This is a genomic window from Arthrobacter sp. CAN_A214 (genome assembly GCF_015751955.1).
Lineage (GTDB): Bacteria > Actinomycetota > Actinomycetes > Actinomycetales > Micrococcaceae > Arthrobacter_D.
The window spans coordinates 16,244-32,648 of record NZ_JADOUU010000006.1 but is presented as its reverse complement, the minus strand read 5'-3'; the positions used below and the strand labels follow the sequence as shown (position 1 = coordinate 32,648).

The following is a 16,405-nucleotide window of genomic DNA, read 5'->3' as shown; positions in this document are numbered from 1 at the left end:
ATGGCGCGGCCCGGGCCGTTGGTAGGCTGGTGGAGTGATCGATGTCAACGAACTCCGCGCCAATCCAGAGCTGTTCCAGGCCTCGCAGCGTGCACGCGGCGCCGAGGAAGCGCTCGTGGAGTCGATTCTTGCCCTGGACACCAGACGCCGCGAGGCAGTGACAAGCTCCGAAGCCCTCCGTGCCAGCCAGAATGCGTTCGGCAAGCGGGTGGCGCAGGCGAAGGGCGAGGGAAAGCAGGCCCTCCTGGCCGAAGTCAAGGAACTTGCGCAGTCGGTCAAGAAGGCCGCCGTTGTTGCCGACGAGCTCAGCGTCGAGCAGGAGGCGCTGCTGCGGCGGTTGCCGAACCTCGTCCAGGCCGGGGTCCCCGCGGGCGGGGAGGACGACTTCGAGGTGCTCAAGACGGTGGGCGTTCCCCGCGACTTCGCGGCAGAGGGATTCGAGCCGCGTGACCACCTGGAGCTCGGTGAGCTGCTGGGCGCCATCGACATGGAACGCGGCGCAAAAATCTCGGGATCCCGCTTCTACTTCCTGAAAGGCGTCGGCGCGAGGCTTGAGATCGCCCTGCTCCAGATGGCCATGGACCAGGCCGTCCAGGCGGGGTTCACCCCCATGATCACTCCCACCCTCGTGCGCCCCGAGACGATGCAGGGTACCGGCTTCGACATCGCCCACGACGCCGAGATCTACCGACTGGAGGAGGACGACCTCTACCTCGTCGGCACTTCCGAAGTGGCACTTGCCGGCTACCATTCCGACGAGATCCTCGAGCTCGGCGATGGCCCCCTGCGCTACGCCGGCTGGTCGACGTGTTACCGCCGGGAAGCGGGATCGCACGGCAAGGACACCCGCGGGATCATCCGAGTCCACCAGTTCAACAAGGTGGAGATGTTCACCTATACCTCCGTCGAGGATTCCTACGCCGAGCATGAGCGGCTGCTCGCCTGGGAAGAGGAGATGCTGGCCAAGGTGGAGCTGCCCTACCGGGTCATCGATACCGCTGCAGGAGACCTGGGCATGTCCGCGGCGAGGAAGTTCGACTGCGAAGCCTGGGTGCCCACGCAGGGCGCGTACCGCGAGCTCACATCGACGTCGAACTGCACCACCTTCCAGGCAAGGCGCCTGAACATCCGTGAGCGCCAGACGGGGGAGGGCCAGAAAGGCACGCGTGCCGTCGCAACCCTCAACGGCACGCTCGCCACCACGCGCTGGATCGTCGCCATCCTCGAGCACCACCAGAACGAGGATGGCTCGGTGAACGTGCCCGCAGCCCTGCGGCCGTACCTCGGCGGCCTCGAAATCCTTCCGGTCCTGTGATGCCCCGCACCAAGTACCTCATTGCGCTCGACGTCGACGGCACCCTGGTGGATCACGAGGGCAACATGACCGAGGAGGTGCGGTCCTCGGCGCGCGGCGCCATCCAGGCAGGCCACGACGTCATCATCGCCACCGGCCGGTCCCTCGGCGCCACCCTTCCGGTGATGGAACTGCTGGGGATCACCCGCGGCTATGCCGTCTGTTCGAACGGCGGTGTCACGTTGCGCGTCGATGCCGCGCTGCCCGAGGGCTTCGAGGTTCTCGAACGTGTGACCTTCGATCCGCGCCCCGCTCTCACGGCGCTCCGCGAACGCCTCCCCTCAGCCAAGTACGCCCTCGAGGACGACCGCGGGCGTTTCCTCTCCACCGAAAGCTTCCAGGACGCCAGCTTCGGTTCCGAGGCCCAGAGTGTGGATTTCGAGCAGATGCTGGCGGCACGCGCCGTGCGTGTGGTGGTGTTCAGCACCGACAGTACGGCTGAGGAGTTCGGCGAGGCCGTCGCCGCGATCGGCCTGCACGGTGTCACCTATTCCGTGGGGTGGACGGCATGGCTCGACATCGCGGCATCCGGGGTCACGAAGGCGAGTGCGCTCGAGCTCCTGCGCGAGAACCTGCAGGTGGATCCGGCGCTGACCGTCGCCGTGGGGGATGGCCGGAACGACGTCGAAATGCTCCGATGGGCCGCGCGCGGGGTTGCGATGGGGCAGGCTCCCGAGGAGGTGCGCGCGGCGGCGTCGGAGGTCACGGGCTCCGTGTACGACGACGGTGCCGCCAAGGTGCTCCGCTCCCTCGTGTAGGCGCTCCCTCCGAAACCCGTCCGGCGCAGGTGCCGCTAGCCCGTCGGTGCGGCTTCCGGTAGGGACGCCGGACCGTAGGCCAGGTCGAGCAGCCGCGCAGCAGCCGGCCGGGTCGCGTGTTCCTCGAGCCAATGGGAACGCACCACTGCCTTGCTGACGGCCTGGGTACTGATACCCAGCTCCTGGGCAATGAATTTCTGCTGACCCCGGGCACCCGGCGTCAGCAGGTCGAGGACGTTCCATTCGGCTTCCGTCCGGGTGTACACGATGTGTCCCAGCAAGCGTAGAACCGCCTCGGCCTCGCCGGCGATGTCGGCATCGGGTCCCTCGACGGCAAGCGGTATGCGCTCCCCGGTCTTCTGGGCCCGGTTGACGGCGCGTCGTGCGTAGACGAGTCCATGGCCCTGGGCGTCGAGGATCCTTCCAGGTACCGGAGGAAGAAGCGTCCCGACGCCGATGCCCACATGCCATCGGCGGTGCCGGATTGCCAGGAGGGCGGCGTCGACGGCGGTCCGCGCGGAAGGCACGACGCCCTGCACCTCGTCCCCGACGGAACGTTGAAAGGGCACGGTGACGGGAAGATGCCGGAGTGCCTTCAGGAGGTCGGGAACGAGGTCGCCGACCTCTCGCGAGTCGCGCTGATTGATGGTGAGGACGTACTGCATGTGCTCAGTATGTGGCAGGGCCACCGCTAATCAACGCATTTACGTTGACGGGGGTGATGCTAGGCGAGCACCCCCCACTGATTAAGCACTTACGGCTGCCACGTCCGGCGCAGAGCCGCCACAGGTGCTTAATCAGCGAGGGGGTGTGGTGGAGAGGGGGCGGCTAGCGGCCTTCGGGCGTGTTCGTCGCGTTGTCGGCGTCGAAATCCACGCCGCGGCCCTGGGGCTCGTCCTCGGCGCTGACCTCGCCGTGCTCGGTGAAGCGCTTAAGGGATGCCTCGACTTCCGCCTCCGCCTCTTCGCGCCCTGCCCACTCGGCGGCTTCGACCCACTTGCCGGGCTCCAGATCCTTGTACTTGGTGAAGAAGTGCTTGATCTCGTCAAGCAGGAAATCGGACACGTCGGACAGGTCCTTGATGTGCTCGAAGCGTGCATCTACAGGAACGCACAGCACCTTGGCGTCGCCACCGCCGTCATCGGTCATGTTGAACACGCCGATGGGGCGGGACTCCACGAGGACCCCGGGCATGAGGTCGAAGTCCTGGAGCATCACGAGTGCATCCAGCGGATCGCCGTCCTCGCCGAGCGTGTTCTCGAAGTAGCCGTAGTGCGTGGGGTACTGCATCGAGGTGAAGAGAACACGGTCCAGGCGGAGTCGGTGGGTCTCATGGTCGATCTCGTACTTGACGCGCGATCCCTTGGGGATTTCGATGGTGACGTCCAACTGCATAGCAACTCCTCAGAGAAATGATCCGGTCTACTGTTTGATCTCAGCACCAAACATATCGGTCGGGTGGCGCATCCCTGTACTTCTGCGGGATAACCCTTCCCCTCGAATTATCGTTGACCCCGCCCGCACGGAAGGAAAGCATGACGCGCCCTGCCCGCCTGCTTGTCTCCGTAGTCCTGGCCGTGGTGCTGGCACTGCTCGCCGTGCCGCTGGCGGAAAGTTTCCTTCCAGCGGTCCGGGACGTGCTCCGGGAACCGGCACCGGCTGCTGCACCTGCCATCCCGAAGCAGCAGCTGCCACCAGAAGCCCTCTCCGAACCCTCGACCGTGACCCCGCTCTCGGCTGCCGCACCACTTCCCGCCCCGGAAGCCTCGCGCCCCTGCTGGAGGCCGAACTGCACGTGTCCGGGGACGCCGTGTTCCTGCGGGGCGGAGGCGACGTCGCAGCGGGCGAGACGGCACCCGTCCATTCCCCTGCGATCGGCGTGGGTGGATAAAACCGGGATGGGTGGTCCGCGGTTCGCAGATGCAGCCCTGGCCGCCGCCGAATCCGCGACCATCGGTCAACAGGTGCAGCGGATGCTGCACCTTGCCGACAACTACCTGGCCGGGGCGCTCGCGCGGGTGGCTGCGTCCGCAAGCGGCCGCCCGGCGTCCTTCGGAGGAGCCACCGAGACCCTCCTCGCCACGGTGCAGGGGCTGGGCGTACCGGTCTAGGGACTGAGTATCGGCGACACTTCGGGCCTGTCGCGGCAGAACGCTGTGACGGCCCTCAGCGGCTACGTAGTCACCGCGGAGGGGCGGCTGCTCACGTTCTCATTCGTGGCGACGGGGTTGAACGGCAATACCCGCGAGGCGCGGGCAGCCGCGGACAACGCGGCGACGGTTCTCGCCGTCTGCGGACGCCGGTAGGAATTTCTGGAAGGGTCCCTCAGGGGGATGTGATCGAATGGTGGGCATGGAGAGCAACAGTCCCTCAGTCCAGTCCACTCCCCGCCGCCAGCTCATCAACTGGGATCTCGCGGCCGGCAGCGCAGCCAAACTGGCCCCCGCGGGACCCACGATGTCCCCCCGCGAGATTGCCGGAGCGGTCCAGAACCTCCGCGAACTCGCCGATGCCTCGGTGGGGCACGTCCACGCGATCTCCCGGCTCGACGCCGCGAGGGACCTGCGCGATTCGGAGCTGCTCATCGTGGACCGCGCTTCCTGGGCCAGGGCCAACACCCAGAGCTTCCGGACGCTGCTCGAACCGACGCTCGACCACCTCGCCGAAACCCGACCCGAGGCATTCAGTTCAGCCTCGATGACGCTCGGGTCAGCTCTGACCGGCGCGCAGCTGGGGACTATCCTCGCATTCCTCTCGAGCAAGGTCCTCGGCCAGTACGACCCCTTCGTCCCCTCCCGCAACGGCACGGGAGGGCGGCTGATGCTGGTGGCACCGAACATCATCGCGGTGGAACGCGAGCTGTCCGTCAACCCGTCGGACTTCCGGCTGTGGGTCTGCCTCCATGAACAGACCCACCGGGTGCAGTTCGCAGCCGCCCCCTGGCTGAAGGACCACATGACGGGACACATCTCCGAACTCAGCGCGGGCCTCATGGACAAGGCCGACACCCTCTCGGAGCGGCTGGGCAACGCGGTGAAGAGCATCACCGCGGCCAAGGGGGGCAACGCATTGCGGAAGTCCCACGGACAGGAGGCGTCCGGCGAGGACGGCCCGGGGCAGAACCTGGGCATTCTTTCCGTGCTGCAGGACCCCGAGGACAAGGCCCGCCTGTCCCACCTGACCGCGGTGATGAGCCTGCTCGAGGGCCATGCCAACGTGGTCATGGACGGCGTCGACTCGAGCATCGTCCCCACCGTCAAGACCATCCGCCGCCGCTTCAACGCGCGCGGTAAGTCGCGGGGTCCCCTGGAAAAGCTCATCCGCCAGCTGCTGGGGCTCGAGGCGAAGATGCGGCAGTACAGCGACGGCTCGAAGTTCGTGCGACGGGTGGTGGACCAGACGGGCATGGACGGGTTCAACCTGGTGTGGGAAGCCGAGGGGAACCTTCCCACCGAGCACGAGATCCACGCTCCGGACGAGTGGATCGATCGGATGAGTATCCGCCGCCATGGATAGGCGGCCCCGGCTCGCGCCCGTGGTCGGCGTCGCACGGAAGCACTTCGAATCGGCCCTCGGCGACCTGCTTGCAGCCCCGGCAGCCCCTCCGTCGAACCACGACGGCACAACACCGCAGGCACTTCCGCAGACGCTCCCGCTGATCCTCGTGGCGTGCAGTGGTGGTCCGGATTCGCTGGCGCTCGCTGCGGTTGCGGTGCATTTCGCCCGTATCGGTCGGTGCCGGGTAGGCGCCGTCGTCGTCGACCATGGTCTGCAGGACGGTAGCGCCGCGATCGCACTGCGGGCCGCGGAGCAGCTCGAGGAACTCGGTCTCCACCCCGTGGAGGTGCGTGCGGCCACGGTGCACAGCAGCGGTATGGGCCCCGAAGCCGCGGCCCGCACAGCGCGCTACGCAGTGCTCGACGACGTCGCGGCGTCGCTCGGTGCGCGGTCCGTACTGCTCGGGCATACGCTCGATGACCAGGCCGAGCAGGTGCTCCTCGGACTTGCGCGGGGTTCGGGCACGCGCTCACTGGCCGGGATGCCGGTGCGGCGCGGCACCTACCGCCGGCCCTTCCTTGAGCTCCGGCGCGCGGACACCGAGGACATCTGCGGATTCTACGGACTCCGGCCGTGGCTGGACCCCGCCAACTCCGATGCATCCTTCGCGCGCTCGAGGGTGCGTGCTACCGTGCTTCCCCTCCTCGAGGACCAGCTGGGGCCGGGGATCGCCCGGGCGCTCTTCCGTACCTCGCGCATCCTCGCCCAGGACGCCGACTACCTGGAGCAGGTCAGTGCCGACACGTACGCCGTCCTGCGGACCGAGCACGACGGCGGCGTCCTGCTGCCGGAGGACGACCTCCGGGCACTGCCTCCCTCCCTGCGCCAGCGGGTGCTTGCGCTCGCCGCCGTCGACGTCGGCGGCGTCCAGCCGAGCTTCGAACGGCTGCGGGCCGCGGAGTCACTGCTGGAACGCAGGGGCTCGGCCGGGCCGGTGCAGCTCGGCGGCCATGTCAGCGTTTCCCGGCAGGTGAGGGGCAGATCGGTTCTTCACGGCAACCGAAGCTATGGCAGTCTTGTCTTTAGAAACAACCGCCGCGGCGCAGAGCCGCAGCACCGTTCAATTCAGGAGTAACTGGTGGATTCCAACGACGTCCAGCCCGATCTCAAGCACGTCCTCTACACCAGGGAAGAGATCCAGGAGCGGGTCAACGAACTGGCCGCACAAATCGACGCCGACTACGAGGGCCGCGACATCCTGCTCGTGGGGGTGCTGAAGGGCGCCGTCATGGTGATGGCCGACCTCGCGCGGGCGCTCCACTCCCACATCACCATGGATTGGATGGCGGTGTCCTCCTACGGGTCGGGCACGCAGTCCTCGGGAGTGGTCCGGATCCTCAAGGACCTCGAAACCGATCTCATGGGCAAGCACGTCCTCATTGCCGAGGACATCATCGACTCCGGCCTCACACTGTCCTGGCTGAAGGCCAACCTGCTCTCGAGGGGACCGGCGTCAGTGGAAATCTGCACCCTCCTCCGCAAGCCGGATGCCGCGAAGGTGGAAATCGACGTGAAGTACGTGGGGTTCGACATCCCGAACGAATTCGTCATCGGCTACGGTCTCGATTTCGCCGAGAAGTACCGCAACCTCGACTTCATCGGAACGCTCGCCCCACACGTGTACGAGTAATATCCCCGCTCGCAGCGCTGTGCTGCTGTACGCCGTCAGGGAACTAATGCCCTGATGCAAGCGTGGTGAATCACGAACGGTGTATATCTTGAGGTGCGTTTTTGGGGCGCCGATCAAGCGGACGCCCACTAATCTGGTTTGGCTTATGCAGGAGGGACAGGGCTGGCTGCCCTGAGTCGGATGAAATTCAAGAACATTTTCAAGGGCCCCATTTTCTGGATCATCCTGGCGGTGGCTGCGCTCCTGATCATCTTCCCTGCGGTTTTCAACAACGGCAGTAGCCGGGTGGACACCAACGTGGGCCTGGAGCTGCTCCAGGACAACCAGGTGGAACAGGCGAAGATCTACGACGGCGAACAGCGCGTGGACCTTACGCTCCGCGAGGACTACGAGGACATGGGCCGCAGTGTCCAGTTCTTCTTCAGCAGCGCGCGTGCCGAGGGCGTGGTGGAGGCCATCAACTCCTCCGACGTCGACGGGTTCACCGACCAGCCAGTGGAAAGCAACTGGTTCCTCAGCATCGCCAGCCTGCTCTTCCCGATCCTCATCCTGGGCGCCATCTTCTGGTTCCTCCTTTCCCGCATGCAGGGCGGCGGGTCGAAGGTCATGCAGTTCGGCAAGTCCAAGGCGAAGCTCATTTCGAAGGACATGCCCCAGGTCACCTTCTCCGACGTCGCCGGAGCCGACGAGGCAGTGGAGGAACTCCTCGAGATCAAGGAATTCCTCCAGGAACCGGCGAAGTTCCAGGCGCTCGGCGCGAAAATTCCCAAGGGTGTCCTGCTGTACGGACCCCCGGGCACCGGCAAGACCCTCCTGGCGCGTGCCGTGGCAGGCGAGGCCGGCGTGCCCTTCTACTCGATCTCCGGCTCGGACTTCGTCGAGATGTTCGTCGGCGTCGGCGCCTCACGCGTCCGGGACCTCTTCGAGCAGGCCAAGAACAATTCACCGGCCATCATCTTCGTCGACGAGATCGACGCCGTCGGCCGGCACCGCGGTGCGGGCGTGGGCGGCGGGAACGACGAGCGCGAGCAGACGCTGAACCAGCTGCTCGTGGAGATGGACGGCTTCGACGCCACCACCAACGTGATCCTCATCGCCGCGACCAACCGGCCCGACGTCCTTGACCCCGCACTGCTGCGGCCGGGCCGCTTCGACCGACAGATCGGCGTCGAGGCACCGGACATGAAGGGCCGCGAGCACATCCTCAGCGTGCATTCCCAAGGCAAGCCGATGGCAGGCGGCGTGGACCTGAAGTCCGTCGCGAAGAAGACCCCCGGATTCACCGGTGCGGATCTCGCCAACGTGCTCAACGAGGCCGCCCTGCTGACGGCACGCTCCAACGCGCAGCTCATCGACGACCGCGCGCTGGATGAAGCCATCGACCGCGTGATCGCAGGTCCCCAGAAGCGCAGCCGCGTCATGAAGGAACTGGAGCGGAAGATCACCGCCTACCACGAGGGCGGGCACGCGCTCGTGGCGGCAGCGCTGCGCAACACGGATCCGGTCACGAAGATCACAATCCTCCCCCGCGGCCGTGCCCTGGGCTACACCATGGTGATGCCGGCGGATGACCGTTACTCGGTGAGCCGCAACGAGCTGCTGGACCAGCTCGCGTATGCGATGGGCGGACGGGTCGCCGAGGAGATCGTGTTCCACGACCCCTCCACCGGTGCGTCCAACGACATCGAGAAGGCCACAGGGACCGCGCGCAAGATGGTCACCCAGTACGGCATGAGCGAGCGCATCGGTGCGGTGAAACTCGGCCAGGGCGCCGGAGAGCCGTTCCTCGGCCGGGATATGGGAAGCGACCGCGACTACTCGGACCAGCTGGCCCTGATCGTCGACGAGGAGGTCCGCCGGCTCATCGACAATGCGCATGATGAAGCCTACGAGATCCTCACCGAGAACCGGGACGTCCTGGACCAGCTCGCCCTTGAACTGCTGGAGCGCGAGACCCTCAACCAGGCGGAGATCGCGGAGGTCTTCACCGATATCCGGAAGCGTGAGATCCGCGATGTCTGGTTGTCCAAGCAGACCCGCCCGGTCCACTCGCTGCCGCCGGTGGTTTCCCGCAAGGAACGGGCCGACGCACTGGAAGCCGGCGAGCCGGCTCCCGAGACCGTCGCCCCCCAGGACCAGATTGCCGACGCGCAGCTGCCGTCGGACTTCGATGTCGCGGGCTCGGAGCTGCCGTCGCCGGAATCCGGCGGGTTCGACGAAGGCAAGGGTGGAACGGGAAGCCAGCAGCCATAGGGCAGCCGGTTCGAAGTACACAGGGATAGGATCAGGTCCGTGACTGAGTTCGATGACGAAGTGATGGATGCTGCCCTCGCGGCCTCCGGTTCACCGGTGGATCTGCCCCGCATCGAGCGCGCGATCCGCGAGATCCTGATCGCCATCGGGGAGGACCCTGACCGTGACGGACTCCTTGATACCCCGAAACGGGTGGCGAAGGCCTACGCGGAGATGTTCGCAGGCCTCCACCAGGACGCCGAGGAGATTCTTTCGACGTCCTTCGACCTGAACCACCAGGAGCTCGTGCTGGTGAAGGACATTCCGTTCTACTCGACGTGCGAGCATCATCTCGTGCCCTTCCACGGCACCGCGCACGTAGGTTATATCCCCTCAGCGGACGGGCGCGTCACCGGGCTCAGCAAGCTCGCGCGCCTGGTGGAAGTGTTCGCGCGGCGCCCCCAGGTGCAGGAACGCCTCACCACCCAGATTGTGGACGCCCTGATGACGCACCTCCAGCCGGAGGGTGCGATCGTGGTCATCGAGTGCGAGCACATGTGCATGTCGATGCGGGGTATCCGCAAGCCAGGCGCCAAGACCGTCACCTCGGCGGTTCGTGGCCAGATCCGCGAGACTGCCACACGCGCCGAGGCCATGAGCCTCATTCTCGGAAGATAGGACGACCGACCACCATGGATTCACTCGCCGCAGCACCCGGAACCGGGCCGGCTACATCCCCCTTGCCCCTGATCCGACCCGTGCGCGTTGCCAAGACGTTCTCGGCCCTGCCGAAGGACCGCTCCGTGGTGATGGGGATACTCAACGTCACCCCCGACTCCTTCAGCGACGGTGGACGGTATGCGTCGACCGATGATGCGATTGCCCACGGGCTGCGACTGCTCTATGCGGGCGCCGACATCATCGACGTCGGCGGCGAATCAACCCGGCCCTCTGCGGCCGACGTGCCGCTCGAGCGGGAGCTGGAGCGGGTCCTTCCCGTGGTGCGGGCCCTGGTCAAGGCCGGCGCGCTCATCAGCGTGGACACCATGCACAGCGAAACGGCCGAGCAGGCTCTCGATGCCGGTGCGGAGATCGTCAACGACATCTCCGGTGCGGCATTCGAGCCGGACATGCCGGGCCTCATCGCGGCGCGCGGTGTCCCCTACATCCTGACCCACCGGCGGGGAACCGCGCGGACCATGGATTCCCTCGCCACCTACTCCGACGTGGTGGAGGAAGTCCTTGCGGAGCTTCTCGAGATCCGTGACACCTTCGTCGGTGCGGGCGTGGCCGCGGACCAGATCATCCTCGACCCGGGCATCGGGTTCGCTAAGACGGACCGGCACAACTGGGAAGTGCTGCGGTCCCTCGAGAGATTCACCTCGCTGGGCCACCGGGTGCTGGTCGGCGCTTCGCGGAAGCGGTTCCTCGGGACACTGCTGACTTCCGCCGGGAAGGCTGCGGCTCCCGCGGAGCGCGATTCCGCGACGCTTGCCGCCTCGACCCTCGCTGCGGCGAATGGTGCGTGGGGTGTGCGCGTGCACGATGCCGGTGCAACCCTCGATGCCGTGAAGGTTGCCGCGGCATGGAAACGATAGGGAACGCGCAGGCCGACGCCGTCACCCTTTCCGGGATCACCGCCGTCGGCCACCACGGCGTCTTCGACCATGAGCGCCGGAACGGTCAGCCCTTCGTGGTGGATCTGGTGCTGCACCTGGATCTCCGGCCCGCCGGCATCAGTGACGATCTGGCCCGGACCGCCCACTACGGGGAACTCGCGGAGCGGGTCCACGGCATCATCACGGGGAAGGCGTTCAACCTGATCGAGGCGCTTGCGGAAAAAATCGCCGGCGACGTGCTTGAATTCTTCCCCGTCGACGCCGTGGAGGTGACCGTCCATAAACCGCAGGCACCCATCGAGGTGCCGTTCGGCGACGTAGCGGTCACCGTCCGCAGGAGCCGGGCATGACGACGGTCCGTGCCGTGCTGGCGCTCGGCAGCAACGTCGGGGCAAGCAATGACACCCTGTCCCTCGCGGTCGGGGACCTGGTCGACACGCCCCGCGTCCGGCTTTCCGGCGTCTCGCCCGTGGTGAGTACGAAGGCGGTGGGCGGCCCGGAGCAGCCGGACTACCTGAACATGGTGATCGAGGTGGAGACGGACCTCGGACCCTATGAGCTCCTCGAGCATTGCCAGGCCGTGGAGAACAAGCACCACCGTGTCCGCACGGTGCGGTGGGGGCCGCGGACGCTCGATATCGACATCATCACCTACGGATCCTGGACCTCGGATGATGAGAAGCTGACGGTTCCCCACCCGCGTGCCGCAGGCCGTGCTTTCGTGTTGCAGCCGTGGGCCTGGATGGATGGAACGGCGACCCTCGGCGGAATACCGGTGGGAGAACTCGCGGCCGGAGCTGACGACTTCAAGGGGCTCGCCCCGTTCGAGGAAGTCTAGGTCTCCCGTGAGTGATATTCGGTTCCGCTGGCTCGCGGTGATCGGGCTTGTGGCCGGGGCGGTGGGCTGGCTCGTCAACTGGTGGGCGACCCGCAACGGACTTCCCGCTCCCGCCCTCCACCTCAGCTCGCTGATCACCGTGGTCGGGATCACGGCCATCACCCTGATTTTCGGCCGGAAGGTGCTCGTGTGGCGGAACGGAAGCCGCAAGAAGCCGCTCAACCCGATCCTCGCACTGCGGACCCTGATCCTCGCCCAGGCCTGCGCCTACGCCGGCGCGTTGAGTTTGGGCTGGCACGCCGGCATCTTCGTGGACCAACTGAGCCTCATCGGTGTGCGGTCTGCTCCCGGACCGCTGTGGGGATCCCTTGCGCTCATGGCCGGTGGCATCGGAATGATCGTCGTGGGCCTGGTGGTGGAGAGTTTCTGCCGGCTTCCACCGGGCGACGACGACGCAGGTCCGGTGCGACAGGGCCGGGACGAGGGGGAATATGCGTAGGGAACCGATCGATCCGGAAGGACTTGCCTGGACCGGGGTATCGCCGAAATACCTGAGGGTCCGGCTCCTGGGCTGGCTGATCAGCTCGATCCTCTGGCTTGCCCTCCTCAGCCTCCCCCTGGTCCTGAGGCTGACCGGGGTGTGGGACGGTTTTCCGACGATGGCCGTCGCCTGGGCGCTGCCCGCCGTCGTGCTGGTGATCGCGGCCTGGACCGGCGTCCTCCTGCCGCGCCAGGTCGCGGCCATCGGCTACGCCGAGCGCGACGACGACCTCCTGATCCGGCGAGGCGTCTTCTTCCAGCGCACCCTGGTGGTCCCCTACGGTCGCATGCAGTACGTGGACGTGGCCGTGGGGCCGATCGAACGCGCCTTCGGGCTCTGCACACTCAAGCTGCATACGGCATCGCCCACCACCAATGCCTCGATCGCAGGCCTTCCCACCGGTGAGGGCTCCCGCCTTCGCGAACAGCTCTCGGCCCGTGGGGAAGCCAGGCTGGCCGGACTGTGAGCGGGGAACCCGGACACCGCGAACCGAAAGGGCAGCCGCAGGCCGATTTCAGTCTGATCAGCAACCCGGATGATGCCTGGAACAGGGTGCACATCATCTCGCCGCTCGTCCGGGGCTGGATCGCACTGGCAGCCATCGGCTTCTTCTTCGGCCGGGACTGGTTCGAGGGGCTCTTCAGCGACGAGGGGCCTCCCGGGGTTCCCGGTGGGCTCCGAACCGGGTGGGCCATCGCCATCGTGCTGGGCGTGGTGGCGCTCATCGCCCTCGCGTTCCTCGTCTCCTGGTACTTCACCCGTTACCAGGTCACCGAGGAACACGTCCGGGTCAACACGGGGGTTCTCTTCCGCCAGAACCGCCAGGCACGCCTTGACCGCGTTCAGGCGATCGACGTGGTCCAGCCTTTCCTCGCGCGGATCTTCGGACTGGCCGAGCTCAAGTTCGAGGTGGCTGATGCCGGCGAGTCGGCAGTGCGGCTCGCCTTCCTGAAGCTTGGCGATGCACGCCGGCTCCGGGCGACCATCCTGGCCCGCGCAGCGGGAGTGGCGGTGGATCCCGAACATCCGGACCAGATCCAGGAGGCGCCCGAGCACGAGGTGGTGGCAGTGCCGACCGGCCGCGTCATCGGAGGCGCGGTGCTTTCGGGCACCACCGTGCTGCTGGTGGTGGGCGCCGTCGTCGTGGTGGGTATCACCGTCATCTTCCGCACACCGTTCGTGGCTCCGTCCCTGATCCCGATCGTCCTGGGCGTGGTGGGAGCGTACTGGAGTGCCCTGAATACCGGCTACAATTTCCGGGCCGCGCTCTCGCCCGACGGCATCCGGGTGCGCTATGGGCTCCTTGACACGCGTTCGCAGACAGTCCCTCCGGGGCGGGTCCAGGCGATCGGCATCGTGCAGTCGCCCCTGTGGCGGCTCAAGGGCTGGTACAGGATCACCGTCAATGTGGCGGGCTATGGCGCCTCCTCCTCGAGCGAGGGCCAGGCGCGGGCCACCCTCCTGCCCGTGGGCACCCGTGAGGAGGTCCTGAGGATCCTTGCGCTGGTGCTGCCGGACCCCGGCGTCGATGAGCCGGTGCGGGTCTTCACGGCCGGACTCGAGTCGCGCGGAAGCACCGACGGATTCACGACGACGCCACGGCGCGCACGCCTGCTGGGGCCGCTGACCTGGAGACGCAACGGCTTCGCGGTCACCCGCACTGCCCTGCTGATCCGGTCGGGCGTCCTGTGGCGGGCCCTCGACGTCGTTCCCCATGAGCGGACGCAGTCGCTCTCGCTGCACCAGGGCCCACTGGACCGGTTGTTCCGCGTCGCCGGACTCCAGTTGCAGACCACGCCCGGCCCCGTGGCACCCCGCATCCGACAAGCCGATGAGACGCTTGCCTGGGAGCTTTTCCACGGCCAGGCCCGGAGGGCAGCCGAAGCCCGGCGGCGCAGCAGGCCCGAACAGTGGCTGAAGCCGATGCAGCAGACGCCGCCCCGACAAGTAGAGGACACCGGATTCCATGAGCAGCTCTGACCCGTCACGCCGTCCTGGGAGGCTGGGCGTCGGAATTGTGGGAGCAGGCAGGGTAGGGGCCGTCCTGGGGGCCGCGCTCCGCGCTGCGGGCCACGCCGTCGTCGGCGTCTCAGCGGTTTCGGAGGCGAGCAGGGAGCGCGCGGGACTGTTGCTGCCGGGGGTTCCGGTCCTTGAAATCCCGGACATCGTCGAGCGCGCCGAACTGGTGCTGCTGGCAGTGCCCGACGACGCCCTGCCGCCGCTCGTGGAAGGCCTCGCCCGGCTGGGGGCCTGGCAGCCGGGCCAGCTCGTCGTCCACACCTCGGGACGGTATGGGATCGGAGTGCTTGCTCCCGCCCGTGCCAGAGGGGCGATTCCCCTGGCGCTCCACCCCGCCATGACGTTCACCGGCATGAGCCTCGACCTCGGGAGGCTGCCCGATTGCTGCTTCGGCATCACCGCTCCGGGTGCCGTGCTGCCGATAGCCCAGGCGCTGGTCGTGGAGATGGGTGCCGAACCCGTGGTGATCGAGGAGGAAAGCCGTGTGCTCTACCACGCAGCACTCGCCCATGCGTCGAACCACCTGGTGACCCTCGCCTCGCAATCGGCGCAGCTCCTCGGTGACCTCGGGGTGCACAGGCCCGAACGCATGCTCGGGCCGCTGATGAAGGCGTCCCTCGAAAATGCTCTTTCCGCGGGGGAAGGGGCGTTGACCGGTCCGGTCTCCCGAGGGGACACCGGCACCGTCGCCGCCCACGCAGAGGCGCTTGCCGCGCACGACGCTCAGGACATCCGGATCGCCTACCGTGGGATGGCGAGGGCCACCGCCCAGCGCGCGGTTGAACGCGGCCTCCTGAGCCGGGAACAGGGTGACGCCGTCGTTGCGGTCCTCGACGGCGGTTCGGAGATTGATCCGGGGGACGGCGCGTCGGATGTTCCTGACGCCGCTCCGGGTGGCGGTCCAGGCGAGGCCGGGACAAGGGAGGACGGATCATGAGCGGCGCATTCCCCGAGCCGGTCGTGGTGACGACGGCAGCCGAACTACGGGAGGCCAGCGCCCGGTTGTTGCGGGCTACCGGAGTTCCGCTTCCGGCACTGGGCCTTGTCCCCACCATGGGCGCGCTGCATGCCGGCCATGCCGGCCTGGCCACTGCTGCACGGGACGACAACGACGTCGTGGTGGCCAGCATCTTCATCAATCCGCTCCAGTTCGGCGAGCAGGCGGATCTCGAGCGTTATCCACGCACGCTCGACGCGGACCTCGAGCTGCTCGGGCGGTGCGGCGTGGACCTGGTCTTCGCGCCGTCGGGGGCGGAGATGTATCCAGGGGGCGAGCCCCAGGTGCGGGTCCGGTCCGGACCTCTTGCCGACAAGCTCGAGGGCGCCGCGCGGCCCGGGCACTTCGACGGCATGCTGACCGTCGTCGCCAAACTCCTGCATGTTGCACAGCCACCGGTGGAAGCCCGCTTCCGTTCCTATTTCGGGCAGAAGGATGCACAGCAGCTGGTCCTGATCCGGCGCATGGTCAGCGACCTGAACTTCCGGGTAGGGATCGTGGGGGTCCCGACGGTGCGGGCGTCCGACGGACTCGCCCTTTCCAGCCGGAACGAATTCCTTTCCGCGGCGGAGCGGAAGGCGGCACTGGTCCTGCCGCGAGCCCTCCGCCTGCTCGAGGAAAGGGCCGCCCGGCACGAGGCGCTGGATCCGGACTCGGTGCTCGACATGCTCGCGAGTGAGCGTTCGGTGAGTCTCGACTACCTCGAAATCGTGGATCCGGGAACCCTGGAGCCCCTCGCCTTCAATTGCCGCCATGTGCCCTTCACCGGCTCGGCGCTGGCGGTCATCGCCGCGCGGGTGGGACCCGTCCGGCTCATCGACAATATGCGGCTGGGCCCGGAGTGAGCTGCGCCACCGGA

General features: G+C 67.2%; 19 protein-coding genes. 17 read left to right on the top strand and 2 right to left on the bottom strand.

Translation table 11 applies throughout. The features are described 5' to 3' along the window. Positions 1–34: 34 nt before the first annotated feature. Positions 35–1,315: a serine--tRNA ligase gene (gene serS, locus IWX65_RS07455; RefSeq protein ID WP_196881799.1), complete on the top strand. Its 1,281-nt coding sequence runs from the start codon at positions 35–37 to the stop codon at positions 1,313–1,315. Next, on the top strand, positions 1,315–2,112 hold the full coding sequence (locus tag IWX65_RS07450; protein ID WP_196881798.1) for an HAD family hydrolase: 798 nt from the start codon (positions 1,315–1,317) through the stop codon (positions 2,110–2,112). The genes serS and IWX65_RS07450 overlap by 1 nt, the downstream gene beginning before the upstream one ends. 35 nt (positions 2,113–2,147) lie before the next feature. Here the strand turns inward: IWX65_RS07450 and IWX65_RS07445 are convergent, their stop codons facing one another. Together IWX65_RS07445 and IWX65_RS07440 are read right to left on the bottom strand one after the other, a co-directional pair. Beyond that, positions 2,148–2,777, bottom strand: coding sequence for a hypothetical protein (locus IWX65_RS07445; RefSeq protein WP_196881797.1), 630 nt, complete (start codon positions 2,775–2,777; stop codon positions 2,148–2,150). A 163-nt stretch (positions 2,778–2,940) separates the two neighbouring features. Beyond that, the gene (locus IWX65_RS07440; RefSeq protein ID WP_196820299.1) at positions 2,941–3,507 is read right to left on the bottom strand and encodes an inorganic diphosphatase; all 567 of its coding nucleotides are present in this window, start codon (positions 3,505–3,507) and stop codon (positions 2,941–2,943) included. 140 nt (positions 3,508–3,647) lie between these two features. Between IWX65_RS07440 and IWX65_RS07435 the strand changes: the two genes are divergently transcribed. The 15 genes from IWX65_RS07435 (at position 3,648) to panC (ending at position 16,391) form a co-directional block, all read left to right on the top strand. After that, positions 3,648–4,223: a hypothetical protein gene (locus tag IWX65_RS07435; protein WP_196881796.1), complete on the top strand. Its 576-nt coding sequence runs from the start codon at positions 3,648–3,650 to the stop codon at positions 4,221–4,223. A 45-nt stretch (positions 4,224–4,268) separates the two neighbouring features. Next, positions 4,269–4,418, top strand: coding sequence for a hypothetical protein (locus tag IWX65_RS07430; protein WP_196881795.1), 150 nt, complete (start codon positions 4,269–4,271; stop codon positions 4,416–4,418). Between the two features lie 46 nt (positions 4,419–4,464). After that, complete coding sequence (locus IWX65_RS07425; protein ID WP_196881794.1) at positions 4,465–5,628, top strand: zinc-dependent metalloprotease; 1,164 nt, start codon at positions 4,465–4,467, stop codon at positions 5,626–5,628. Beyond that, positions 5,621–6,745, top strand: a complete 1,125-nt coding sequence (tilS, locus tag IWX65_RS07420; RefSeq protein WP_196881793.1) for a tRNA lysidine(34) synthetase TilS — start codon at positions 5,621–5,623, stop codon at positions 6,743–6,745. The genes IWX65_RS07425 and tilS overlap by 8 nt, the downstream gene beginning before the upstream one ends. 3 nt (positions 6,746–6,748) lie before the next feature. Next, positions 6,749–7,300 (top strand): hypoxanthine phosphoribosyltransferase, encoded by a 552-nt coding sequence (hpt, locus tag IWX65_RS07415; protein WP_026532264.1) that lies wholly within the window; start codon positions 6,749–6,751, stop codon positions 7,298–7,300. A gap of 180 nt (positions 7,301–7,480) precedes the next feature. Continuing rightward, positions 7,481–9,553, top strand: coding sequence for an ATP-dependent zinc metalloprotease FtsH (gene ftsH / locus IWX65_RS07410; protein ID WP_196881792.1), 2,073 nt, complete (start codon positions 7,481–7,483; stop codon positions 9,551–9,553). 39 nt (positions 9,554–9,592) lie between these two features. Continuing rightward, positions 9,593–10,210, top strand: coding sequence for a GTP cyclohydrolase I FolE (gene folE, locus IWX65_RS07405; protein ID WP_334683722.1), 618 nt, complete (start codon positions 9,593–9,595; stop codon positions 10,208–10,210). Between the two features lie 14 nt (positions 10,211–10,224). Beyond that, positions 10,225–11,130, top strand: a complete 906-nt coding sequence (gene folP / locus IWX65_RS07400; RefSeq protein WP_196881791.1) for a dihydropteroate synthase — start codon at positions 10,225–10,227, stop codon at positions 11,128–11,130. Continuing rightward, positions 11,118–11,501, top strand: a complete 384-nt coding sequence (gene folB / locus IWX65_RS07395) for a dihydroneopterin aldolase (RefSeq protein WP_196881790.1) — start codon at positions 11,118–11,120, stop codon at positions 11,499–11,501. Before folP ends, folB begins: the two co-directional genes overlap by 13 nt. Further along, complete coding sequence (gene folK, locus IWX65_RS07390; protein WP_196881789.1) at positions 11,498–11,989, top strand: 2-amino-4-hydroxy-6-hydroxymethyldihydropteridine diphosphokinase; 492 nt, start codon at positions 11,498–11,500, stop codon at positions 11,987–11,989. The genes folB and folK overlap by 4 nt, the downstream gene beginning before the upstream one ends. A 7-nt stretch (positions 11,990–11,996) precedes the next feature. Next, entirely contained in the window at positions 11,997–12,488 is a 492-nt protein-coding gene (locus IWX65_RS07385) for a DUF3180 domain-containing protein (RefSeq protein ID WP_334683721.1), read from the top strand. Next, a complete protein-coding gene (locus IWX65_RS07380; protein ID WP_196881787.1) occupies positions 12,481–12,996 on the top strand; it encodes a PH domain-containing protein in 516 nt (171 codons plus the stop codon). The genes IWX65_RS07385 and IWX65_RS07380 overlap by 8 nt, the downstream gene beginning before the upstream one ends. Beyond that, positions 12,993–14,510 carry a PH domain-containing protein gene (locus IWX65_RS07375; RefSeq protein ID WP_196881786.1) on the top strand — a complete coding sequence of 506 codons (1,518 nt, stop codon included), beginning with the start codon at positions 12,993–12,995 and terminating at the stop codon, positions 14,508–14,510. Before IWX65_RS07380 ends, IWX65_RS07375 begins: the two co-directional genes overlap by 4 nt. After that, positions 14,497–15,486 carry a Rossmann-like and DUF2520 domain-containing protein gene (locus IWX65_RS07370; protein ID WP_196881785.1) on the top strand — a complete coding sequence of 330 codons (990 nt, stop codon included), beginning with the start codon at positions 14,497–14,499 and terminating at the stop codon, positions 15,484–15,486. Before IWX65_RS07375 ends, IWX65_RS07370 begins: the two co-directional genes overlap by 14 nt. Beyond that, the gene (panC, locus tag IWX65_RS07365; RefSeq protein WP_196881784.1) at positions 15,483–16,391 is read left to right on the top strand and encodes a pantoate--beta-alanine ligase; all 909 of its coding nucleotides are present in this window, start codon (positions 15,483–15,485) and stop codon (positions 16,389–16,391) included. The genes IWX65_RS07370 and panC overlap by 4 nt, the downstream gene beginning before the upstream one ends. Positions 16,392–16,405 lie beyond the last annotated feature (14 nt).